Origin of the sequence: Lysinibacillus sp. FSL M8-0337, from assembly GCF_038593855.1 — a bacterium.
GTDB lineage: Bacteria > Bacillota > Bacilli > Bacillales_A > Planococcaceae > Lysinibacillus > Lysinibacillus sphaericus_D.
In genome coordinates this window covers 936,712-960,889 of record NZ_CP151996.1, presented here as the reverse complement: position 1 = coordinate 960,889, position 24,178 = coordinate 936,712, and the positions used below count along the sequence as shown (strand labels likewise).

Annotated in this window: 20 protein-coding genes and 1 other annotated feature; of the genes, 1 reads left to right on the top strand and 19 read right to left on the bottom strand. The window is 39.1% G+C overall.

Features of this window, described 5'->3' with window-relative positions; translation table 11 throughout:
- Nucleotide 1: 1 nt before the first annotated feature.
- From MKY08_RS04345 to MKY08_RS04275, 15 genes are all read right to left on the bottom strand, one after another.
- Entirely contained in the window at nucleotides 2–997 is a 996-nt protein-coding gene (locus MKY08_RS04345; RefSeq protein WP_029747186.1) for an ABC transporter ATP-binding protein, read from the bottom strand.
- 788 nt (nucleotides 998–1,785) lie between these two features.
- Nucleotides 1,786–2,415 carry an orotate phosphoribosyltransferase gene (gene pyrE / locus MKY08_RS04340; protein WP_069510225.1) on the bottom strand — a complete coding sequence of 210 codons (630 nt, stop codon included), beginning with the start codon at nucleotides 2,413–2,415 and terminating at the stop codon, nucleotides 1,786–1,788.
- On the bottom strand, nucleotides 2,412–3,122 hold the full coding sequence (gene pyrF / locus MKY08_RS04335; RefSeq protein WP_069510227.1) for an orotidine-5'-phosphate decarboxylase: 711 nt from the start codon (nucleotides 3,120–3,122) through the stop codon (nucleotides 2,412–2,414). Before pyrF ends, pyrE begins: the two co-directional genes overlap by 4 nt.
- The gene (locus MKY08_RS04330; protein ID WP_069510229.1) at nucleotides 3,122–4,033 is read right to left on the bottom strand and encodes a dihydroorotate dehydrogenase; all 912 of its coding nucleotides are present in this window, start codon (nucleotides 4,031–4,033) and stop codon (nucleotides 3,122–3,124) included. Before MKY08_RS04330 ends, pyrF begins: the two co-directional genes overlap by 1 nt.
- Nucleotides 4,030–4,803, bottom strand: a complete 774-nt coding sequence (locus MKY08_RS04325) for a dihydroorotate dehydrogenase electron transfer subunit (protein WP_024362113.1) — start codon at nucleotides 4,801–4,803, stop codon at nucleotides 4,030–4,032. The genes MKY08_RS04330 and MKY08_RS04325 overlap by 4 nt, the downstream gene beginning before the upstream one ends.
- Before the next feature lies 1 nt (nucleotide 4,804).
- On the bottom strand, nucleotides 4,805–8,002 hold the full coding sequence (carB, locus tag MKY08_RS04320) for a carbamoyl-phosphate synthase large subunit (RefSeq protein ID WP_069510230.1): 3,198 nt from the start codon (nucleotides 8,000–8,002) through the stop codon (nucleotides 4,805–4,807).
- Nucleotides 7,995–9,095, bottom strand: coding sequence for a glutamine-hydrolyzing carbamoyl-phosphate synthase small subunit (gene carA / locus MKY08_RS04315; RefSeq protein WP_024362115.1), 1,101 nt, complete (start codon nucleotides 9,093–9,095; stop codon nucleotides 7,995–7,997). The genes carB and carA overlap by 8 nt, the downstream gene beginning before the upstream one ends.
- Nucleotides 9,095–10,372, bottom strand: coding sequence for a dihydroorotase (locus tag MKY08_RS04310; protein ID WP_025218761.1), 1,278 nt, complete (start codon nucleotides 10,370–10,372; stop codon nucleotides 9,095–9,097). Before MKY08_RS04310 ends, carA begins: the two co-directional genes overlap by 1 nt.
- Nucleotide 10,373: 1 nt before the next feature.
- The gene (locus MKY08_RS04305; protein WP_069510231.1) at nucleotides 10,374–11,252 is read right to left on the bottom strand and encodes an aspartate carbamoyltransferase catalytic subunit; all 879 of its coding nucleotides are present in this window, start codon (nucleotides 11,250–11,252) and stop codon (nucleotides 10,374–10,376) included.
- A gap of 206 nt (nucleotides 11,253–11,458) precedes the next feature.
- Nucleotides 11,459–12,769, bottom strand: a complete 1,311-nt coding sequence (locus tag MKY08_RS04300) for a solute carrier family 23 protein (RefSeq protein WP_069510232.1) — start codon at nucleotides 12,767–12,769, stop codon at nucleotides 11,459–11,461.
- Nucleotides 12,770–12,789: 20 nt separating this feature from the next.
- Entirely contained in the window at nucleotides 12,790–13,332 is a 543-nt protein-coding gene (gene pyrR, locus MKY08_RS04295; protein ID WP_024362119.1) for a bifunctional pyr operon transcriptional regulator/uracil phosphoribosyltransferase PyrR, read from the bottom strand.
- A 279-nt stretch (nucleotides 13,333–13,611) separates the two neighbouring features.
- On the bottom strand, nucleotides 13,612–14,523 hold the full coding sequence (locus MKY08_RS04290) for an RluA family pseudouridine synthase (RefSeq protein ID WP_069510233.1): 912 nt from the start codon (nucleotides 14,521–14,523) through the stop codon (nucleotides 13,612–13,614).
- Entirely contained in the window at nucleotides 14,520–14,999 is a 480-nt protein-coding gene (gene lspA / locus MKY08_RS04285) for a signal peptidase II (RefSeq protein WP_069510235.1), read from the bottom strand. Before lspA ends, MKY08_RS04290 begins: the two co-directional genes overlap by 4 nt.
- Nucleotides 15,000–15,542: 543 nt before the next feature.
- On the bottom strand, nucleotides 15,543–17,111 hold the full coding sequence (locus MKY08_RS04280) for a cation acetate symporter (RefSeq protein ID WP_069510236.1): 1,569 nt from the start codon (nucleotides 17,109–17,111) through the stop codon (nucleotides 15,543–15,545).
- 23 nt (nucleotides 17,112–17,134) lie between these two features.
- A complete protein-coding gene (locus tag MKY08_RS04275) occupies nucleotides 17,135–17,464 on the bottom strand; it encodes a hypothetical protein (RefSeq protein WP_024362123.1) in 330 nt (109 codons plus the stop codon).
- A 245-nt stretch (nucleotides 17,465–17,709) separates the two neighbouring features.
- Between MKY08_RS04275 and MKY08_RS04270 the strand changes: the two genes are divergently transcribed.
- On the top strand, nucleotides 17,710–18,888 hold the full coding sequence (locus MKY08_RS04270) for an AraC family transcriptional regulator (protein ID WP_069510240.1): 1,179 nt from the start codon (nucleotides 17,710–17,712) through the stop codon (nucleotides 18,886–18,888).
- Nucleotides 18,889–19,070: 182 nt separating this feature from the next.
- Here the strand turns inward: MKY08_RS04270 and ileS are convergent, their stop codons facing one another.
- From ileS to MKY08_RS04250, 4 genes are all read right to left on the bottom strand, one after another.
- Nucleotides 19,071–21,839, bottom strand: a complete 2,769-nt coding sequence (ileS, locus tag MKY08_RS04265) for an isoleucine--tRNA ligase (protein ID WP_069510241.1) — start codon at nucleotides 21,837–21,839, stop codon at nucleotides 19,071–19,073.
- A 192-nt stretch (nucleotides 21,840–22,031) separates the two neighbouring features.
- Nucleotides 22,032–22,253 (bottom strand) — a binding site (T-box leader).
- Between the two features lie 109 nt (nucleotides 22,254–22,362).
- On the bottom strand, nucleotides 22,363–22,887 hold the full coding sequence (locus MKY08_RS04260; protein WP_024362126.1) for a DivIVA domain-containing protein: 525 nt from the start codon (nucleotides 22,885–22,887) through the stop codon (nucleotides 22,363–22,365).
- Nucleotides 22,888–22,982: 95 nt separating this feature from the next.
- Nucleotides 22,983–23,771 (bottom strand): RNA-binding protein, encoded by a 789-nt coding sequence (locus MKY08_RS04255; protein ID WP_069510243.1) that lies wholly within the window; start codon nucleotides 23,769–23,771, stop codon nucleotides 22,983–22,985.
- Between the two features lie 115 nt (nucleotides 23,772–23,886).
- Nucleotides 23,887–24,165: a YggT family protein gene (locus MKY08_RS04250; protein WP_024362128.1), complete on the bottom strand. Its 279-nt coding sequence runs from the start codon at nucleotides 24,163–24,165 to the stop codon at nucleotides 23,887–23,889.
- Nucleotides 24,166–24,178 lie beyond the last annotated feature (13 nt).

The window sequence follows — 24,178 nt, the reverse complement described above, 5'->3', positions numbered from 1 at the left end:
GTTACCTCACACTTTCTTTAGGATAGCAACCTTCATATAGTAAGCACGAAACCTCATGACCATCAGCCATTTGTGCAAGCTGTGGCGTTACTGTACTACACTCAGGTTTTACAGACGGGCATCTATCGGCAAAGCGACAGCCAAAAGTAGGCATATTTTTTAATGAAGGCACGATGCCCTGGATTGTTGTTAACTCACTCACCTCTAAATCAATACGAGGAATCGATGCCATTAACAGCTTTGTATACGGATGTTGTGGGTTATAAAACAAATTATCTACATTCGTGCGTTCTACAATTTTCCCAGCATACATAATGATGACTTCATCACACATTTCTGCCACTACACCTAAGTCATGCGTGATCAAAATAATGGACATATCATTTTTCTCTTGAATTTTTTTCAGCAGCTCTAGAATTTGGGCTTGCACAGTGACATCTAGTGCAGTAGTCGGTTCATCAGCAATTAAAAGCTTTGGATGACAGGCAATCGCAATTGCAATCATTACCCTTTGTCGCATCCCTCCAGATAATTGGTGGGGATATTCGTCAACAATTTTGTCTGGTCTAGGGATGCCTACACTTTTTAACAATTCGATGGCTTGCTGCCTTGCTTCTGTTTTGGAGATTGACAGATGATTTAATAAAATCTCTTCAATCTGATTACCAATTGTAAATACAGGGTTTAAAGATGTCATAGGCTCTTGAAAGATCATACTAATATCTTTTCCTCGTATTTTATTCATTTCATCGCTTGAATAATTTTCTATATTTTGGCCTTGGAACTTTATTTCCCCGCCAGTAACTTTGCCAATTCCTTGGGGCAGTAGCTGCATAATTGACAGTGACATAACACTTTTACCACAGCCTGATTCCCCTACAATCCCTACAATTTGACCAGGCTTAACCGAAAAGGACACATTATCGACTGCATGATAAATATCCCCTTCTATATCAAAACCAGTTTTTAGGTTCTTTACTTCGAGCATTAAATTCATTTAATCATCACACCTTCGTAAATTTTTTCTAAATAGAAATATGTAGTAAATACTAGCGATGTCCAAACTTTCCTGATTCAATATTCAGAAAAAAGATTTGAAACGGATTAAACTTATTTCAAAATTATTTCTACTCAAATAATTAATAGTTTTTATTATATTGAATTTAAATACATATTAATAATTTTTTTACAGTATAAACAAAAAAATAACTTACTATTTACTTATAGAATTATCTGAAAATTATCTCTACGGCTATTTTATCTAGAAATAATACATTTAATCAAGAGTTTTTTTACAACTCTTCATAATGTTATATACATAATAAACCGTACAACTATTACAAAAATTTTTTCTTTTTACAAATTAATTCTAATGAAATATTTGCCAATCTATTTATCAATTCTACTTTTCATTATTTTTTTGCTATTTAAATATAATAAATAATGCGATTATTCAGTTCTTACTTCTTCACACATCGCATTCTTTTATTTGGTAAACTTGATTATTATTGGACTTACTTTAATTTTCTGTTTATTTTTAATACTCAATTATTATTAACATATAATTTTTCCCTTTAAAGCATTAATATTAAAAAGCGATTTTTATTACATTAGAAAACTTTATTTTATTGAATTTTCTTTAACATACATCTCCTTATATTTAATTTTTATATTTCAATCCTTCACAGTTCCTTTCCAATAAAAAAACGACCACAGGTTATCATAACCGTGATCGTTTCATTATTCTTTATTAAACAGATTCGTTATAGCTAGTCAAAAATGCGATTATAACTCTCCAGCTTTAAGTTTTGCATGCCAATCTTTTAAAAATGGAATATCTTCTTCTTTAATGGCACCAGATTCGTTCGCTGCTTCAATTAGATAATCGAAGTTTGTTAAAGATACGTACTTTATGCCCGCTTCATCAAATGCTTGTTCAGCACGTGGTAAGTTATACGTATAAACACATACAACCCCTAATACTTCACAACCCGCAGCACGTAAAGCTTCAACTGCTGTAATGGAAGAACCACCTGTTGACACAATATCTTCGACTACGATGACTTTTTGTCCAGCAGCGTATTTTCCTTCAATCTGATTGCCACGACCATGTTCTTTTGCCTTTGAGCGTACATAGACCATCGGTAAGTCTAAAATATCACTTACCCATGCAGCATGTGGAATGCCTGCTGTGGCTGTACCAGCTACGATTTCTGTTGCACCAAAGTTCTCTTTAATCACAGTGGCTAAGCCATTTGCCAATTGTTTACGGATAACTGGGTCAGAGATTGTTAGACGCGTATCACAGTAAATTGGAGATTTAATACCTGATGCCCATGTAAAAAGTTCTGTTGGATTTAATTCGACAGCGCCAACTTTAAGCATAGCGTGTGCGATTTCGTTTTGTAATGTCATATTGATGCCTCCCATAGTTCACTTACCATTTTATATGCTGCCACTGGATCTTGCGCACCTGTTACGGCACGGCCTACTACGATTAAAGAAGAACCATCACGTTTGGCGCCATCCGGTGTAGCGATGCGCTTTTGATCGTGAGCGTCACCACCTGCTAAACGGATACCAGGTGTGACACGTAAAAAGTCTTGGCCACACACTTCAGCAATTGCTTGTGCTTCATGTACCGAGCAAACCACACCATTCAAGCCTGCTTGTTTTGTTAAGTTTGCATAATGCAATACCGATTCTTGCAATGTTAACGCAATTTTTTGCTCTGCTTGCATTTGCGCTTCCGTAGTGGATGTTAGTTGTGTCACTGCAATCAATGCAGCGCGCTCTTGACCTGCGGGTGTCCCTGCTTCCAAACCTTCGAGTGCAGCTTCCATCATCGGACGCCCGCCCGCTGCATGGACATTGACTAAATTAACCCCTAATTTAGCTAAGCCCTTCATCGCTGAGCCAACCGTATTAGGAATATCATGTAGCTTTAAGTCTAAGAAAATATCATGACCTAAATCTTTCACTTTGCGGACAATATCTGGACCTTCTTGCATATAAAGCTCCATACCAATTTTGACGAAAAGAGGCTCTTGAAAATGTGCTAAAAACTTGAAAACTTCTGCTTCTCCTGGGAAATCAAGTGCTAGAATTGGTTTTGTATTCATTAACGATGGCTCCTTCCGATAATATCCGTAATATGTTCTACACCTAAAGCGTCAAGCTTTGCAGGTAATTCCTCAATGATATTCGGGCAAACAAAATGATCGACAAAGTTGGCTGTTCCAACCGCGACTGCTGATGCACCAGCAGACATAAAATCAATAACATCTTGTGCTTCGCTTACGCCCCCCATCCCAATAATCGGAATATTGACTGCCTTATACACCTCATATACCATACGAATGGCAACAGGTTTTACTGCAGGACCTGATAAGCCCCCTGTACCGTTGGCAATGACAGGTTTACCTGTACGTTCATGTAAGCGCATGCCGATTAATGTGTTAATCATCGTAATACCATCCGCTCCACCTGCTTCAACAGCTTGCGCAATTTCTACGATATTTGTAACGTTTGGTGATAATTTCACGTAAACAGGTACTTCCGACACTGCCTTGACAGCTGCAACCAAATCTCTTGCTGTTGCTGGATCTGTCCCGAATTGAATACCGCCACATTTTACGTTCGGGCATGAAATATTAAGTTCTAGTGCTTTGACATTGGGTGCAGCTGAGATGCGACGTGCTACTTCCACGTAATCTGCTGTTTCCGTTCCCGCTACATTGGCAATAATCGGCACATCATAGCCTTCTAAAAACTTTAATTCTTCATTCATTACTTTTTCAATACCAGGATTTTGTAAACCAATCGCATTTAACATTCCTGCTGCTGTTTCCGCTACACGAGGTGTCGGATTGCCAGGTCTTGTTTCTACAGTTGTTGCTTTAATCATAATCGCGCCAAGTTTCGATAAATCGTATAGTTGCGCATACTCACGACCAAAGCCGAAGCAACCTGAAGCTGGCATAATTGGATTTTTTAAATCTAAGCCAGGTAATTGGATATTTAAACGACTCATAATGCCACCGTACCTTTCGGGAATACTGGACCGTCAGAGCATACTTTGACATAGTCTTTATCAATTTGATCTGTTGTCTTACATACACACGCGAAGCAAGCTCCAATGCCACAGCCCATTCGCTCTTCAAAAGATAAATAGCCTTCTTTTTCAGGATAGAAACCTTCTAAAGCTTTTAACATCGGTAGAGGACCACAAGAATAGAACACATCAAACTCCGGTGCACGTGATTCTAAAACGTTGGTCACAAAGCCCTTTGTTCCTTTTGAGCCATCGACTGTTACATAATGTGTTTCACCAAGTGCGTTAAATTCCTCTTCGTAGAAGCATACATCCTCTGTTTGGAAGCCTAATACATGGATGGTCTTCACACCACGTGCATTAAGTTGTTTTGACAGCTCATGTAAAGGAGGTACACCGATGCCGCCACCAACTAATAATGCTGTCCCACCTGTCTTTACTGCATCAACTGGGAAGCCATTACCGATTGGGCCAAGGACATTGACTAGCTGCCCTTCACGATTTGTCGCTAACACCTTTGTTCCTCGACCTTCCGCACGATAAATCATGGTAAATTCACTGTTGTCTTTATCTATGTTTGCAATACTAATAGGTCGACGTAAAAGCGGCTCCAATGAATCTGACACCTTTACATGGACAAACTGGCCAGGAGTCATATCCTGAACCAGTTCACCACGAAGTGTCAATTCGAAAATGTTTGTCGCAATTTGCTTTTGAGAGACGACCGTCATTTTCTCTTGACGAATCATATTAATGTACTACCTCCGCTTTCGGCATTTGTTCTGCTGTAAATGTCATTGATTCAATTACACGTAGCATTGCTTCTGCTGTATCTAGAGAAGTTAAGCAAGGCACACCATTTTCTACAGACTCACGTCGAATGCGGAATCCATCACGCGCTGGTTGCTTGCCTTTTGTTAATGTGTTCACTACTAACTGCGCTTCACCATTTTGAATTAAATCAAGTAACGTTTGTCCTTTGGCACCGATTTTACCTACTACATCAGTACGAACACCAGCAGCTTCAAATGCTAGTGCAGTACCTTCAGTCGCTACAATGCGGTAGCCTACTGTTGAAAAGCGTTTTGCAAGTGCAATTGCTTCTTCTTTATCTTTATCAGATACAGTGAATAATACTGTGCCTTCTGTGCGAATTTCCATACCTGCTGCAACTAAGCCTTTATATAGTGCTTTTTCTAATGTTGCATCTTTCCCCATTACTTCCCCTGTCGATTTCATTTCAGGTCCTAATGTAATGTCCACTCGGCGTAATTTAGCGAATGAGAATACTGGTACTTTAACAAATACACCTTTTTGCTCTGCCGCTAAGCCAGTTGGGTAGCCTTGTGCTATGATTGATTTTCCAAGAATGGCTTTTGTTGCAATGTTCGCCATTGGGATGTTCGTAATTTTACTTAAGAACGGTACTGTACGAGATGAACGAGGATTTACCTCAATGACATACACTTCACCTTGGGAAATAACATACTGGATGTTCATTAAGCCGATAATGCCAAGACCTTTTGCTAAACGCGTTGTGTAATCCACTAATGTATCTTTTTGTGCTTGTGTTAATTTTTGTGGTGGGTATACAGAAATCGAGTCACCGGAGTGTACCCCTGCACGTTCGATATGTTCCATAATACCTGGGATTAAAACATTTTCACCGTCACAAATCGCATCGACTTCAATTTCTTGCCCCGTTAAGTAACGGTCTACGAGTACTGGGTGATCTGGTGATGCCTCAACAGCGTTTTCCATATAGTGTTGTAATTCTTGTTCGTTATAAACAATTTCCATTGCACGTCCACCAAGTACATACGAAGGACGAACTAGTACTGGGAAGCCTAAGCGTTCGCCAATGGCAAGTGCTTCTTCCGTTGAAACAGCTGTTTCACCTGGAGGCTGTGGAATGTCTAATGCATGTAAAGCTTGTTCGAATTTATCGCGGTTTTCTGCACGGTCGATATCTTCTAATGATGTACCTAAAATTTTCACACCATTTGCAGCTAATTTATCAGCAAGGTTAATGGCTGTTTGACCACCGAATTGGACAACTACACCAATTGGTTGTTCTAAATCGATAATATGCATAACATCTTCGATTGTTAATGGCTCGAAGTATAGCTTATCTGAAATCGAGAAGTCCGTTGATACGGTTTCTGGATTTGAGTTAATAATGATTGCTTCATAGCCTGCTTCTTGAATTGCCCATACAGAGTGCACTGTTGCATAGTCAAATTCTACCCCTTGACCGATACGGATTGGACCCGAACCTAATACAATAACGGATGGTTTATCAGATTTGATGGATTCGTTTTCTTCCTCATAAGTACCGTAGAAATATGGTGTTTCAGATTCAAACTCTGCTGCACATGTATCAACCATTTTGTAGACTGGGATAATGCCGTTTTCTTTACGGTACGCATATACTGCCTCTGGTGTTGTGTCCCATAGCTCGGCAATTTTTTTATCAGCAAAGCCTAGACGTTTTGCAGTGCGTAATATTTCTTTATCGTTTTTATGGTTAGCAAGTGTTTGCTCCATATCTACGATGTTTTTAAATTTATTTAAGAAGAATAAGTCAATTGCAGACCATTCATGGATTTGCTCGATTGTTACACCACGGCGCAATGCTTCACCGATGAAGAATAAACGCTCATCTCCCGCTTTACGGATACGTTTTTCAATCCAAGAATCAGAGTTATCTTCTGCATGTTTTAGCTCTAAATGTACTTGACCTGTTTCAAGAGAACGAACAGCTTTCAGCATAGCTTCTTCAAACGTACGACCAAGTGCCATTACTTCACCTGTTGCCTTCATTTGTGTGCCTAAGTTACGTTTTGCTGATTCGAATTTGTCGAATGGCCAGCGTGGAATTTTTGCGACAATGTAGTCTAGTGCTGGCTCGAAGCAAGCATACGTTGAACCTGTCACTGGATTTTTGATTTCATCTAATGTTAAACCTACTGCAATTTTTGCTGCTAGCTTGGCAATTGGGTAACCCGTTGCTTTTGACGCTAATGCTGATGAACGAGAAACACGTGGGTTTACTTCGATTACATAGTAGTTAAAGCTATATGGATCAAGTGCTAACTGTACGTTACAGCCACCTTCGATTTTTAGTGCTCGGATAATATCTAATGAGATATTACGTAGCATTTGGTTTTCACGGTCAGAAAGTGTTTGCGTTGGTGCTACGACGATAGAGTCACCTGTATGAATCCCTACAGGGTCGACATTTTCCATGTTACAAACTACGATGGCATTGTCAGCCGCATCGCGCATTACTTCGTATTCAATCTCTTTAAAGCCAGCGATTGATTTTTCAAGTAAGCATTGTGTAACTGGCGAATATTTTAAACCTGATGTAACGATTTCTTCTAAGTCTTGATCGTTATAACAAATACCACCGCCTGTACCGCCAAGTGTGAATGCAGGGCGTACAATTACTGGATAACCGATTTTTGCAACAAAGTTTTTCGCTTCATCTAAGTTATGAATAATATCTGATTCCGGTACTGGAGCACCTAGTTCATACATCAGGTTACGGAATAAATCACGGTCTTCTGCTTTATGAATAGCATCGAGCTTCGTACCAAGAATTTCGATATTTAGTTCATTTAAAATACCAGAGTTATCTAACTCAATCGCCATATTTAACCCTGTTTGACCACCTAGTGTAGGTAAGATGGCATCCGGGCGCTCTTTGCGTAAAATACGTGAGACAAATTCAAGTGTGATTGGCTCAATGTATACTTTGTCTGCAATTTCTGTATCTGTCATGATTGTTGCAGGGTTTGAGTTTATTAAAATAACGCGGTAGCCTTCTTCTTTTAATGAAAGACAAGCTTGTGTTCCGGCATAGTCAAATTCTGCTGCTTGTCCGATGACGATTGGACCTGACCCGATTACTAAAATAGTTTCTATATCTGTACGTTTAGGCATGTTGTTTCCCCTTCCCTGCTTCTGCTTCCATCATTTCAATGAATTCATCAAATAAGTGGTTTGAATCTTCTGGTCCTGGTGATGCTTCTGGGTGATATTGTACTGTGAAGATTGGATATTTCTTATGACGGACACCTTCACAAGTACCATCATTTAAAGCGACATGTGTTAATTCTAAATCTGTATCTTTTAATGATTCTATATCGATTGCATAACCATGGTTTTGAGATGTTAAATCTGTACGTCCTGTGCGTAAATCTTTAACTGGGTGGTTACCACCACGGTGACCGAATGGTAATTTAAATGCCTTCGCACCACTTGCTAATGAGAAGATTTGGTGACCTAAGCAAATACCGAACATTGGCACTTTTCCGATTAAATTACGTACTGTTTCGATACCTTCTGCCACGTCCTCTGGGTTACCAGGGCCATTTGACAGCATAATACCGTCTGGATGCCATGCTAAAATTTCTGCTGCTGGTGTGTTGTATGGTACAACAAGGACATCACAATCACGCTTGTTTAATTCACGTAAAATACCGTGTTTCATACCGTAGTCAATTAACACTACTCGTTTGCCACGACCTGGTGATGGATAGGCAGCCTTTGGTGATACTTCGCGCACGTGATGTGTAATTGCTGGTGTCGCTTGTAGTTTTGCCACAATTTCTTCTACATTTACTTCTTCGTCAGCCGCAGTCAAAATGGCCTTAACTGAACCTTTGCTACGAATAATGCGTGTTAGCTTACGTGTATCAATACCTTCAATCCCTGGGATATCTTTTGATGTTAAGTATTCATCAACTGTTAAATCACATCTGAAATTCGACGGTGTTTTTGCTAGTTCGCGGACAACAAATCCACGAATTGCCGGTGTGATTGATTCGAAATCATCACGATTAATACCGTAGTTACCGATAAGTGGGTATGTTAACGTTACGATTTGTCCATAGAATGAAGGATCTGAAATCGTTTCTTGATATCCTGTCATCCCCGTAGTGAATACGACTTCACCTTGTGAAGCTCGCTCACTACCGAACGCTGTGCCTGTAAATACTGTGCCATCTTCTAAAATAAGTAAACGTTTTTTCATTACTCTGCCTCCTGGTATACGATATTACCTTCAAAAATTGTTACGACTGGCCAACCTTTTGCAACCCAACCATTGAATGGTGTATTGCGACCTTTTGATACAAATCCTTCTGCATCAATCGTTTGTTCTTTCTGTAAATCAATTAAAACCATGTCTGCCGAAGCCCCTACTTCTAACGTTCCATATGGTAAGTCAAAAATTTGTGCCGCTTTTACAGTCATCCAATCTACCAATTGCTTTAAAGTCCATTTCCCTGTTTCAACAAATTGTGTGTACAATAGCGGGAAGGCTGTTTCAAAGCCTACGATGCCGAATGGTGCACCAACCATGCCACAGCATTTTTCTTCTATTGTATGTGGTGCATGGTCTGTGGCGATGCAGTCAATCGTGCCGTCAAGTAGTGCTGCGTGTAGAGAATCCTTATCATCTGCACCTCGTAATGGCGGGTTCATTTTCCAGTTTGCATCATCGGATGGGATATCCATCTCTTCTAGTAATAAATGGTGTGGACAAACTTCTGCTGTGACGCGGATGCCTGCTGCTTTTGCATCGCGTACTGCACGCACTGATTCTTTTGTTGAAACGTGACACACATGGTAGCGTGCTCCTGCCGCTTCTGCAAGCAAAACATCGCGAGCAATTTGGACAGATTCACAAATGGACGGAATACCTGGTAAACCTAGCTCTTTGTTACGCTTGCCTTCATGCATAACACCATCATAAATTAATGAATTATCTTCACAGTGTGCGACAACGACCATGTCATGCTTTGCCGCATCCTGCATTTGTTCATACATCGTGGATGCAAGCTGAATACCTACACCATCATCGGAAAACGCTACTGCGCCATGTGCTTTTAATTCTTCAATATTCGTACGAACTTCCCCTGAAATATCTTGTGTTAATGAGCCGTATGGTAGTACACGAATTACTGCACTTTCTTGAATAAGCCCATTTATTAATTGCATGTTTTCAACCGTGTCAGGCACTGGTTTTGTATTTGGCATAGCACAAATTGTTGTAAAACCGCCTTTTGCGGCAGATGCTGAACCTGTTGCAATTGTTTCTTTATGTTCAAACCCTGGTTCGCGTAGATGTGTATGCACATCCACAAACCCTGGTGCAACAACTAAACCATTTCCTTCGATTATTTCTGCACCAGCTACATTGACCTCTTGTCCAATGGCAGTAATTTTGCCATCTACTATGGCGATATTTACTGTTTGCAATTCACCTTGTTCATTTAACATTTGTACATTTTGAAGTACTTTCGTCATGTTATTCTCTCCCTTGTAAGATCGTTTCAATTATTGCCATACGTGTGTATACACCATTGCGTACTTGGTCAAAGATGCGAGACCGTTCACATTCTACTAGCTCTGATGCAATTTCTACATCGCGGTTAACTGGCGCTGGATGCATAATAATTGCTGTGTCCTTCATTTTCTTCTCTCGTTCTACTGTCAAGCCATACTCTTCATGATAGCTTTCTTTTGAGAAGCTTTTATTTACTTTATGACGCTCATGTTGTACACGAAGTAACATAATGACATCACTTATTTCGATTAAATCGTCCCAAGAATGATGTGCTTTAAAATCCCCTGCCCATTCTACTGGACAAAGAAAATGTACATTTGCCCCTAACCGCTGTAATGCGGATGCATTGGATTTTGCTACACGGCTATGAGAAATATCTCCGGCGATTGTAATATTTAACCCTTCGAAAGAACCAAACTCTTTTTTTATCGTATACAGATCAAGTAATGATTGGGATGGATGCTGACCAGCGCCATCTCCTGCATTTATAACGGCAACATTGATGCCTTCTAGTAGCTCGTTATAATATTCATCTTCTTTGGCGCGGATAACAACCGCATCCATGCCAATCATTTCTAACGTCTTAACTGTATCGTACATTGTTTCACCCTTTGTTACACTTGAAAAGCTTGCGTCAAACGGGATAACCGTACAGCCTACTTTGCGCTCTGCCATCTCAAAACTTGTTTTCGTACGTGTACTCGGTTCAAAAAATAAGTTTGCTACGTTATAAGCACGAGATAACGATGATGTTTCGCCATTTTCAAACGCCTGCGCACGATGTAAAATGCTGTTAATCTCTTCAGTTGTTAAATGTTCCATTGATAATAAGTTCTTCATCATGTACCTCCATTAGGTTGTGTGTCATGAACGTCTATGTATGACGTCCTTCATTATTTATTTGGCTAAATAATGTAAAAGCCCCGCTGATGTCGTCAGCGAGGCATAAGGAGGCGTGACAAACTATAGTAAGCCTATTACTTACTTATTGCTTGTCCACAACTTCCCTTTTTTTGCCTCTCTGGACAATTCATTAAAAGGTACTACTATGATTGATTATTTTGATTGTATGGTACTGGTATATCAGCTTCTTTTTTACCTGGTAGAATTGCATTTAGCACAACACCGATAATCGCTGCTAGCGCCATGCCTTCTAAACTTAATGATTCTGTGACGATAAATTTCGCACCGCCGATACCAATTACAAGGATAACAGAGGCAATCACTAAATTGCGGCTGTTACCAAAGTCCACATGGTTGTCTACTAGCATACGTAAACCGCTTGATGCGATGATACCAAACAGTAGAATGGAAACACCACCAAGAACTGCTGTTGGAATCGTTGCAATCACCGCCATTGCTTTCCCGAAGAATGACAGCACAATTGCTACGACTGCCGCACCTGCTATTACATATACGCTGTAAACTCGTGTAATGGCAAGGACACCAATGTTCTCACCGTATGTTGTCTTTGGTGGACCACCTATAAATGCACTAATCAAGGTCCCAAAGCCATCACCTAGTAAAGAACGGTGTAAGCCTGGTTCTTTAATATAGTCTCGATTGACTACTTTTCCTAATACAAGTTGGTGACCGATATGTTCTGAAATGGTTACAATCACAATCGGTACCATCGCGAGTAAAATTGTCGATGTAATCGTAAAGTCATAATTTACACCTGGGATAATAAAATGTGGTAGTGCAAACATTTTCGCCTCTTTAATTGGTTCGAAGTTGACGATCCCGATAAAAATCGAGTAGACATAGCCAACTATTAAGCCGATTAATATTGGCATTGTACTTAAAATCCCCTTAAAGAAGATGGTAAAGATAATCGCTGTAAATAATGTGACAAGTGCCGCTGAGAAATGTAGCAAGTTATATTCTCCGTCAACATTCATTGCCATGTTAACTGCTGTTCCTGATAAGCCAAGACCGATAACCATAATAACTGGCCCTACAACGATAGGCGGAAGGATTTTCATAATCCATTTATAACCGCTCTTCCAAATAATAAGTGACACAATGCCGTAGGTAATTCCGACTGCCATCGCTCCGATCATAGCATTACCTGGATTTACACTTAAACCATTGTCATCTAAACCACCTGCAGCGATTAATATCGGTGCGATAAAGGCAAAGGATGAACCTAAATAGGCTGGTACTTGAAACTTCGTAATTAATAAGAAGAACAATGTGGCAATCCCACTTGTTAGAAGGGCGATTGCTGGGCTAAGCCCAACCAGTTGTGGTACTAAAATTGTTGACCCAAACATAGCAAACATGTGTTGGAAACTTAATGTCACTAATTGGACTGGGGTCGGTTTATCATTTATATCTAATACTGCCTTTGACATGACGCTTCCTCACTTTATAATTAGTCTTCTTTATAAATAATGACGCAATCTTCGCCATCAACTTCTAGTAAATTAACGACGATACGTTCCGTTCCTGATGTCGGAACATTTTTCCCAACATAATCCGCTCGAATTGGTAGCTCACGGTGTCCGCGATCAATTAGCACTGCTAGTTGAATTTGCGCAGGTCTTCCTAAATCCATTACTGCATCTAGTGCCGCTCGAACTGTACGTCCTGTATAGAGTACATCATCGACTAAAATAATTTTTTGATTGGCTACCACATAATCAATATCTACTTGCTCAACATGTGCCTGTTCATTTTCATGCTTTGTTGATAAGTCATCTCGATAAAGGGTGATGTCCAACTCCCCTGTACGAATCGCTTTACCCTCGATTTTTTCTATACGTTCTGCTAAGCGTCTTGCAAGGAAGGCACCGCGCGTTTTAATCCCAACTAATATACATTCGTCAATTCCTTTATTGCGTTCAATAATCTCATGTGCAATACGTGTTAATGCTCTTGTCATCGATGGCCCATCTAATAGCTCATTTTTTGACATTTTTTGTCCTCCTCTCTTTCCTCTATTTTCATCGGGTTGTTACAGATGCTTACACACTTGCAAAAGCATCATTGAAACGGCATAAAAAAACCTCTCGAGGCGAATAGCCTGAGAGGGTTGAGTACGTGTTTAAATAGCATGTTGGAAAAATTTGCAGCACAAATTTTAGCAACACGTTCACATGTACCTTCTCAGCCTCTCTGGACTGCCATTAAAGGTGAATATTAAGTTAAAGTCGTTCATTCACTTTCGTTAGTATAGACCTTCTTTAATTATCCGTCAATCCTTATTTCTTAATTCGTCTAATAATTGTACATAATCAACAGGAAGTGGTGCTTCAAACTCCATATATTCGCCAGTAGTCGGATGCGTGAATCCTAAAACACCTGCGTGCAATACTTGTCCACCAAAATCAAGGGTCTTTCTTGGTCCATATTTTGGGTCGCCAACAAGTGGGAATCCAATATACTGCATATGGACACGAATTTGGTGTGTACGTCCCGTTTCAAGACGACACTCTACTAATGTGTAATCACCGAAGCGTTCAATTACTTGGAAGTGCGTCACCGCATGTTTCCCTTTATCCACAACAGCTTGTTTTTGACGGTCCTTTTGATCACGTCCAATTGGTGCATCAATTGTCCCTTTATCGTGAGCAATATGTCCATGCACAAGCGCTGTGTATTTACGTGTGACTGTTTTATTCACAAGCTGCTCAACTAATGATTCATGTGCTTTATCATTTTTCGCTACCATAAGCAAACCTGATGTGTCTTTATCGATTCGGTGTACAATACCTGGACGCATGATCCCATTTATGCCCGATAAATCTGTGCAATGATACATTAAACCATTTACCAGTGTACCCGTCATATGCCCTGGCGCAGGATGGACCACCATTCCTTTTGGTTTGTTGACAACGAGTACATCTGCGTCTTCATACACGATTTCAAGGTCTAAGTTTTCAGCAATAACGTCTAAAGGTTCTGCCTCTGGTACGATGATTTCAACAACATCGCCTGCTTTCACCTTGTATTTTGCTTTTACTGCTTCACCATTTACTTTAACAATTCCTTCTGTAATCCAATTGCTAATTTGTGTACGAGACCATTCATTCTGTATACTCGAAACCGCTTTATCAATGCGCTCTCCTTGTTGCTGTTCTTCAATTGTATATGATACTTGTGTCATTGTTTCACCTGTTTCTTTTCTTTTTTATCTTCGGCGATTAAACCAATCATTAATACGACAACGGCAATTGTTAATGCTGCATCCGCAATATTAAAAATCGGGAAATCGTAATTAATAATAGGGATTAATACGTCGGCAAAATCTACTACTTCTCCTCTAAATATACGGTCAATAAAATTACCAATGGCACCGCCCAATAACAGCATTAAGCCCACTTGAAAAAGAGGCTTGCCCTTTGCCTCTTTATGATAAAAGTAAATGATGGCAATAATAACACCTATTGTCACGATAGAAAATAACCACATTTGCCCTTCAAGCATCCCCCAGGCTGCACCTCTATTACGATGAGATAAAATACCAAACCAAGGATCCCATACGGCAATACGTTCACCAAACTCCATATTTTTCACAATTAGCCATTTTGTCCATTGATCAAGAATAATGACAAAAGCGGCCAATCCATAATATTTATACACAGCTATTCCTCCGTTCACTCAACATCCTACCTATTCTACCATAAGAGCTTATATAGCAATAACTAATATAACATGAAAATATGACAGAAACACACGCTGATACTTTAAATTAAGAGGTGTCAATAATCAAAAATCGCTTTTGATTTTCGCTCTAAGTGAACGTTTTTCGCGGGAGTCGTCTCTCTCTGCGATAACCAAAGGCTTCTTTTTAAAGAAATGAATAGAAATCTGTAGAAAATTTTATAGGGTACTACTTTTTTATGACAGGCATAACCTTCATCTTTTCATTTCAGTGTGTGAGAGCGAAATATTATATGAATAGTCAATACTAGTTGATTGGAGCGGAAAATCCATTTTTGCGGCATCCGCCGCAAAAATTAGTTGGAGCCGTGCCTGCGGAAAGGGAGCGCCTGAAACGGAAATCAACGTTTGCCTAAGTTTGATGTCAAAAATAAAAAGACAATAGACCAACTCAAATTTCTTTGAAGGGGTCTACCGTCTATGTTTTCTTCACTAAAAGAACTAACGTGCAATGTTAATCATCTATGCAGTTTCGGATTCCTTCGAGTGCACTCGCTTCATGAAATCGTTTACATCAGCAGGTACTTTACGATCTAATAATGACACAACAATAACAGATAGGAAACCGACTGGTACTGTTACGATGCCAGGGATTTTGAATTGTAGGAAACTTGGAAGTGTTCCTGGTAAGAAAATCATCCACATCGACACGAGGAGACCAATCACTAACCCTGCAATTGCTCCTTTTTCGGTCATCCCTCTCCACCAAATACCTAATATAAAGATTGGTGTAAATGTACTTGCGGCAACCGTAAATGCTAAAGCAACTAAATGACCGATGGAAGCATCCTTTACGAGTAACCCAAGTCCGCCATATAAAATACCTAAAATAACAATCGCCACTTTTCCAGCAACTACACGCTGTTTTTGTGTAATATCTTTTTTCATAAAGCTAGCATATAAATCATGCGCTAATGCACCAGAGCTTGTAATAAATAATCCTGATAAGTTAGAGAAAATAGCAGCGAATGCCCCTGCAATCACAAGACCGAGCAGCCAATCGCCCCCTAATGCAAGCGCCGTTGTTGGAATAACCATATTATTGCCACCAAGCACTAAATCTCTCATTACTTCCTCACTCGCAGTACCTGAAATGAAAATAGCACGACCAACAACCCCTAAAAATACGGCTAACAAGAAGAATGCACTCGCAATACCAATCGCCATTAAAGCAGATTTACGTGCAGCCTTAGCACTCGGATTCGTATAAAAGCGCAATAAAATATGCGGTAACCCTATCGTACCTAATGCTAAACCAATGGTCATACTAATCGTTTGCCAAAACGTCGGGAAATAGAAGCCTGTCCCCGTCCATGCGGCACCATCAAAATTTATATCACTTCCATCCAAGGCATACGGTGATGTCCCAGTAATAGGTCCATTAAAGGAATTGATGGCTGCTAAAATTTTATCGTAATGCAAGCCACCATACATCGCTGCAATAAGCATCACAATAAATGCACCTAGACGAATCCACAGCTCTAATGCTTGGTTGATCGTCGTGCCCTTCATACCACCGATTCCTACATAGAAAATCATCACGACACATGTAAAAATAATACCAAATTCATAAGAAGTCCCAAAGAACATACTTAATATTTGTGCTGCGCCTAGTAGTTGTGGCGCCGCATAGAAACCTGAAATTGCTAAAACTACAATGACTGCGGCTAAACGAGCTCGTCTACTATGAAAGCGATAGGCTAAAAAGTCTGCTACGGTAAATGCACCAAATCTTCTTAATGGCCCAGCAACAAAAATAGCTAATAGCGTCAAACCAATCGAGAAGCAAAATGCATAATAGGCTCCATCATAGCCTAATTGAAAGGTTAAACCAGCAATCCCTAAAAATGTAGCTGCACTTAAATAGTCTCCCCCTATAGCTGAACCGTTCGTAAACCATCCAAAGCTCCGTCCCCCAACGAAGAAATCAGATGCTGTTGTATTTTTTTTCGTTAAATACGTAATGTATACAATCGTTCCCATTAGGGCAATTGTTAATAACATTTTTGGTTCTAAAATTGTCTCTAACATTCAACCTACCCCCTTAAGTTACACTACTTCGTTGACATCTCATATTTTTTCAAGCGCTTTTCATACAATGTCGTATGCACAAAGGCAATGACAAAAGCCATCAACATCATGACGATTGTCGTAACAAACCAAGTAACGGTCATACCGCCCCACAATTTCTTAAACGCAAATTCAGGAGCAAACCAATTCATCACTGGAATAGTAAAAATTAAAATAAAATAAAATACCGTTAAGCTAAATCCTGTAGTAAACTCATCCTTCATAATTTTATGTGTTGTCGGATCTAACGGTGGCAAATCTTTCACATCTACAGTTCCAGCTTCTACATACTCGTAATCATGACTTCCTGCCATATTACTAACCCCCTTTTGTATAGATGAATAATTATCTGAAATTTCAAATTATTATTCGCTACAACTATTCTATTCTATTTTTCCAATAATATAGGTACAATATTTTGCTGTATTAGTACAAAATATTGCTATTTTAAGTTAAAATATTTCTAGTAACCTTCATTATATTTTTTGACTTTAGAAAGGGGCTGTTTAGTATTTTAGGCGTCGTATGGTACGTTGAGAATTCAATTGAAAAACAGCAAATGCTAGGGTGGTTAGAAGAATTCCTCCCTAACACATTTACTGAATGTACACAACCAAGTGCACATGAAGTAGTTATATTCGTCTATGAAATTAGGGGATTATTTGATTGGATTAAGGTCAATCGTTTAAAGAAACATTATCCTAACAGTATAATTGTCCCGATTGTTGCAGTACACCTAGCTTACTCGGCTGGTATTGCCATTGAATTAAATTTACAAGCGCTTCTAATAAAACCGTTGCACAAACAAAAGTTTTTACGAATTGTAAAAAAGCTTTATACTTCCTATAAAGAACAGCAAGCAAGTACAGTCACGATGCTTGAACTTTCGCAACAATTTCCTCAAGATCATACATCGCCGTTTCGCGAAGCGTTTTTGAGACGCTTAATACGGGGAGAAATCAACAATGAACAGGAAATTGTACAAGCCTCTTCCTTTTTATCAACTGACTGTATTCCCAATATCGTTTTCTTAATTCAAGGCTACGTAGATATTCAGCACAACCGACCGATTCCTTATGATGCTAGTAGTGTAATTACAAATGTTTTTCGTCAACACTTTGCCGATAAAGCACCGTTGTCCTTTTTAAATTTCGAGCGTTATTTATTACTGCTCATGCGGATTCCTATAACGTATACATCCTTTAAACATTGGGAAGAGGGCGTCACTACTTTACTGACAGTGATCGAGCAATTGAAAAACGATTATAGTATCCATCTTTTTATGGGCATTGGTGGTGTTTTTTTGCAATCTATGCAAGTCAAAGAATCCTATAGTCAAGCTAGAAAAGCACGTAGAAAGCCACCAGTCGATAATATTCATATACGATTTTATGAGGATTTAACGAAGCATGAACAGCTACAAAAGGCTATTCACTACATTGAGGAGCATTACGATGAACAGCTAGTTATTAGCGATGTAGCAAAATCTATTAATTTTAGTCCTACTCACTTTAGCCGATTATTTAAAAAAGAAACGGGTCGTAATTTTGTCGATTATGTAGCGTATACACGCATAATCAAAACACTCCCATACTTGCGGAAATTTGACTACACCATTGAAAAAATCGCAGCAAGCTCTGGCTTTAATACACCCAATTATTACAGCCTTACATTTAAAAAATATGTAGGAATATCTCCAACGGATTACCGAAACACAATCGAAATATTGTTTAAATAAAGATTACTTTTGCATGTTTGTATCCTAAAACCTATTCATCTAGACATCCTCGCTTACCTCCCATTTATGGTCTACTTTCCACTATGTTCTTAATTTGGATCGGTATGTTCAACATTTTCCACGCATTCAAAAAAATGAGCAGCCGATCTAAAATCATCGAGCTGCTCATTGTTCATTAATTTTTATACATAATATTTTTCAATAACTTCGGCACAACGAGCACACACTGTTGGATGTGCTTCATTTGTTCCAACTGTTGCAGAAATTGACCAGCAACGCTCACATTTTTCGCCTGTTGCTTTTTCAACAACAATAGAAACATGTTCTAACGCTAACGCTTCAGCAGGAGCTGATTCAATTGCTGCTACCTCAAAAGCAGAAACGATAGAAAGTTGCGCAAAATCAATGTTTGCATCATGCAATAATGTTAACACTTCTGGGTTAGCATAAACTGTTATTTTCGCTTCAAGAGACTTACCGATTGTTTTAGCATTACGCGCTTCTTCTAATGCTTTTAGAATATCATCACGCACTTCGATAATCGCTGCCCATTTGCCACGAAGCTCATCAAAGTTTACTTGCTCATCTACTGATGGGAAATCAGTTAATTGCACTGACACCTCTTCTACAACACCTTGTGCATGTAAGTAAGACCAAACCTCATCCGTTGTATGTGGAATAATTGGTGTCATGACTGTTACTAATGTCATTAATGTATCATACATGACTGTTTGCATTGCACGACGGTCTTTATTGTCATGCCCTTCAATATAAACAACGTCTTTTGCGATGTCTAAGTAGAAAGAAGATAATTCTACAGCAACAAAGTTATTCACCGCATGGTAGACAGCCGCAAAATCATAGCGGTCGTAAGCAGCACGCACCATTTTTAAGACATCTTGTAAACGCATATAAATGTATTGATCCATTTCGCGTAAATCTGCATAGGCTACACGATCTTTTTGTGGATTGAAATCAGCTACATTACCGTGTAAGAAACGGAATGTATTACGGATTTTACGGTACACTTCAGACACTTGTTTTAACATATCCATAGAAATACGCACATCAGCCGTATAATCTACAGATGCTACCCATAGACGTAAAATATCAGCACCATATTGGTCCATTACCTTTTGAGGGATAATAACGTTTCCTAGTGACTTACTCATTTTGCGACCATCGCCATCAAGAACGAAACCATGCGTTAATAAGCCTTTATAAGGCGCATAGCCATTAATCGCCACAGATGTAATTAACGAAGAGTTAAACCATCCACGGTGTTGGTCAGAACCTTCTAAGTAAAGATCTGCTGGATATTTCAGTCCACGTTCGACTAGCACACCTTGGTGAGATGAACCTGAGTCAAACCAAACGTCCATAATATCATTTTCTTTCGTAAACTCACCATTCGGGCTACCTGGATGTGTAAAGCCGTCTGGCAATAATTCTTTCGCTGTCATTTGGAACCAAATATTTGAACCATGCTCACGGAATAAAGCAGAAATATGCGCAATTGTTTCTGGTGTAATGATTGGTTCACCATTTTCAGCATAGAAAATTGGAATTGGTACGCCCCATGCACGTTGACGAGAAATAACCCAATCGCCACGATCACGGATCATATTATAAAGACGTGTTTCACCCCAAGCAGGTGTGAATGTCGTCGATTTAACCGCTGCTAATAATTCATCACGGAAGGCATCGATAGACGCAAACCATTGTGGTGTAGCACGATAAATAACTGGTTTTTTCGTACGCCAGTCATGTGGATATGAGTGCGTAAAGAAGCTTAATTTTTCAAGTGCGCCAACTTCTTCTAATTTGGCAGTAACCATCTTGTTTGCATCATTGTAGAAGACACCTTCAAAACCTGGTGCTTCGTCTGTATAACAACCGCTGTTATCCACTGGACTAAGAATAGGTAAACCATAAGCTTTCCCAATTTGATAGTCATCTTCACCATGTCCTGGAGCTGTATGAACACAACCTGTACCTGCTTCAGCAGAAACATGTTCCCCGACCATCACAAGCGATTCACGGTCGTAAAATGGATGTTGTGCTACAAGACGATCTAATGCTTCCCCTTTTACTTCTTGCACAACTTCGTACGTTTCCCATTCAAGCTCTTTTGCAACTGTTTCTAACAATTCTTTCGCAATAATGAATTTTTTATCTGCTACCGCCACAACCACATAGATAAACTCTGGATTTAACGAAATCCCTAAGTTTGCAGGTAGTGTCCAAGGTGTAGTCGTCCAAATAATAAATTTCGCATCGGCTGGCACAACACCTTTTGCGTCTTTAATAGCAAAGCTGACATAAATAGAAGCTGATTTAACATCTTTATATTCAATTTCTGCTTCCGCTAATGCAGACTCAGATGAAGGCGACCAATATACTGGTTTTAAACCTTTATAAATATAGCCTTTTTCCGCCATTTTACCGAATACTTCAATTTGGCGCGCTTCAAATTCTGGTTTTAACGTAATATATGGGTTTTCCCAATCGCCACGAATGCCTAGACGGCGGAATTGTGCACGCTGATTGTCAATTTGCTCATAAGCATATTTTTCACAAAGCTCACGGAAATCTGCAATGGACATTTCTTTACGTTTAACACCTTTGTTTGTTAAAGCTTGTTCAATTGGTAAACCATGTGTATCCCAACCTGGAATATAATTGACATGATAGCCAGTCATGGAGCGATGGCGTGTAATCATATCTTTTATCACTTTATTTAACGCATGGCCAATATGAATATCACCATTTGCATATGGAGGGCCATCATGTAACACATACTCTGGGCGACCAGCTGTACGCTCCATTTGTAATTTATTGATGTCCATCTCATTCCATTTTTCTTGCATTTTTGGTTCATTTGCTGGTAAGTTCCCACGCATAGGAAAATCCGTTTTCGGCATTAATAAGGTTTCTTTATACTCCACCATTTGTAATTCCTCCTTTATTTTTCGCAAACAGAGAACAACTGCTTAGCATTCATGGCATGCAGCTTCTTCAAAGCCTCAGCAAAGTGAATGCAACACGACTTGCGCTTTTTTTTAAAACGATGCTATTTCGAATGTCCTGCGAATGTTGCCCCAAAGTCAAAACAGTAACAACAAAAAAGCCTCTCAATCCCTGTAAGGGACGAGAAGCTTGAACTCGCGGTACCACCCTAGTTGTAGTACATAATATACTACCGCTTGAAAGCACGTTAACGTTGTGCGCTCCGAAATAACTTACTAGCCGTTCAGTTATTTAGCTCAGAAGTGATTTTCTTTGTTATTTGCTTGTATGGGCTCCCACTATCCCCAAATCGCTTGTCAACGCCTAACAAATACTGTCTTCGTCTCTGCCTCTATGCATATAAGTGCTTATTTTATTTACTATTACAATAGTATATGGAAATCCACGAATTGCGTCAAGTCATATTCATCACATGATACCTTCACATTTAAGTAAAAGCCTTATTTACATTTCTTCTGACTCTTGCGCTTCCTCAACAGAAGACTGAATTTCGGTTAAATCAATATCATACTGCAATAAATGATCCCAATCATCTGCATTCAGTAAATCTAACTGTGCTTCTACAAGCATTTTAAAACGATTGCGGAAAACCTTTGATTGTTTTTTCAGTTCATCTATCTCGATTGTTACTTTACGTGCTTTCGTTAATGCCTCATTGACGATGCGATCAGCATTTTTTTCTGCTTCCTTCACAATAAGCTTTGCTTCTTTTTGCGAATTTCTGCGTACTTCATCAGCCGCCTCTTGGGCAACCACTATAGATTTTTGTAATGTTTCCTCTAAAGAATTAAAATGTCTCGCTTGCTCTAAAGCCATTTCTAATTGCTTATCGACTTCTTTTTTTTCACGCAGTAATTTTTCATAATCTTTAATGATTTGATCTAAAAATTCATTTACTTCATCTTCAGCATAACCTCTGAAAGATTTTGTAAACTCCTTATTATGTATATCAATAGGTGATAATGGCATACGATCCTTCTCTCCTTTACATGTACATTCGTAATTCTTATTATACAATTGTTCTAACAACTTAGCAGTAAAAATAAATGGAAATTACATGTTTTTTAGCCTTTTTGGGTCAATCGACCGATTTGTAAACGGATTTTATCTTTCTTTGTTCGGCCTTCAGTCATTATTATTTTCACTCGACCACTTCCACGTATGGACAAAATATCACCTTCTTGACACTCAAAAGCAACTGTATCTCGTTCAGTCCAGTTTACTCGTACTTTTTTTCCTATAATAAGTGCTTGAGCTTTTTGACGTGAAACCTTTAATACCGTCGCAATAATGACATCTAAACGCATAGAAGACACCGTATGTGACTCCTCCTGCCAGTCCTCTTCATTTTCGATAAGTGCTTGGAACTCTTTCATTGATTCGACATGTACTTTTACTTTCCCAATCCCCGTTAAATGAAGGCGTACATAATCTGCCACCTCTTCCGCTACGACAAACTGTACTTGTTGTTCATTGACACGAATATCCCCGAATTTGGCACGATCAAGGCCCAGTGATAAAAGGGCACCGAGTACATCGGGATGACGTAATTGCACAAACCTTGCAGGATAGTGAATAGTAAAGACTTTCAACTGATAATCTTCCTTCTGGGGCTCAAAATATGTTGGGAAAATAAGCATGCGCTGACGTTCTGCCTCATGAAATAGACCATCACTTGTTGTATGGAGCACATTGTTTTGCCCAATAACAGATGCTACAATAAAACGCTGTCTTGGGTCTAAAAAATCAGTAAGTTTAGGGGCATAACGATCTTCCACCTCGCGCTGCCAGCTTACTACTTGCTCAATAAAGGGTTGCTCGTCCTTCCTAAAATGTTGTATTAAATGCTCCATCTATCGTTCACCTCATCTACCTCATCCATTTGTTCATTCATTAGAAACTACTACTTTTTTAAGCCTAGTATTTCCCCTTTACACAAAAAATCCCCACCAACTGTGAGGATTTTGACTAAAACATAAAGAATATTTTTTGAATTACAATAAAAAGTCCGTTTTTAATAAAATTCAACATAAATATTGCTACAATCGGAGAAATATCAATCATACCAATAGTTGGAATAAATTTTCTGAAAATCCCTAAATACGGCTCACATACTTTTTCTAAAAAACGGCCAATTGCTGAACTTTGAGCAGCAGGTACCCAAGACATTAAAACATATGCAACTAGCATAAATGAATACACAGTAAATGCTAAATCCACATAATGCAAAATGATATATAAAGTCATATAAACTACAATC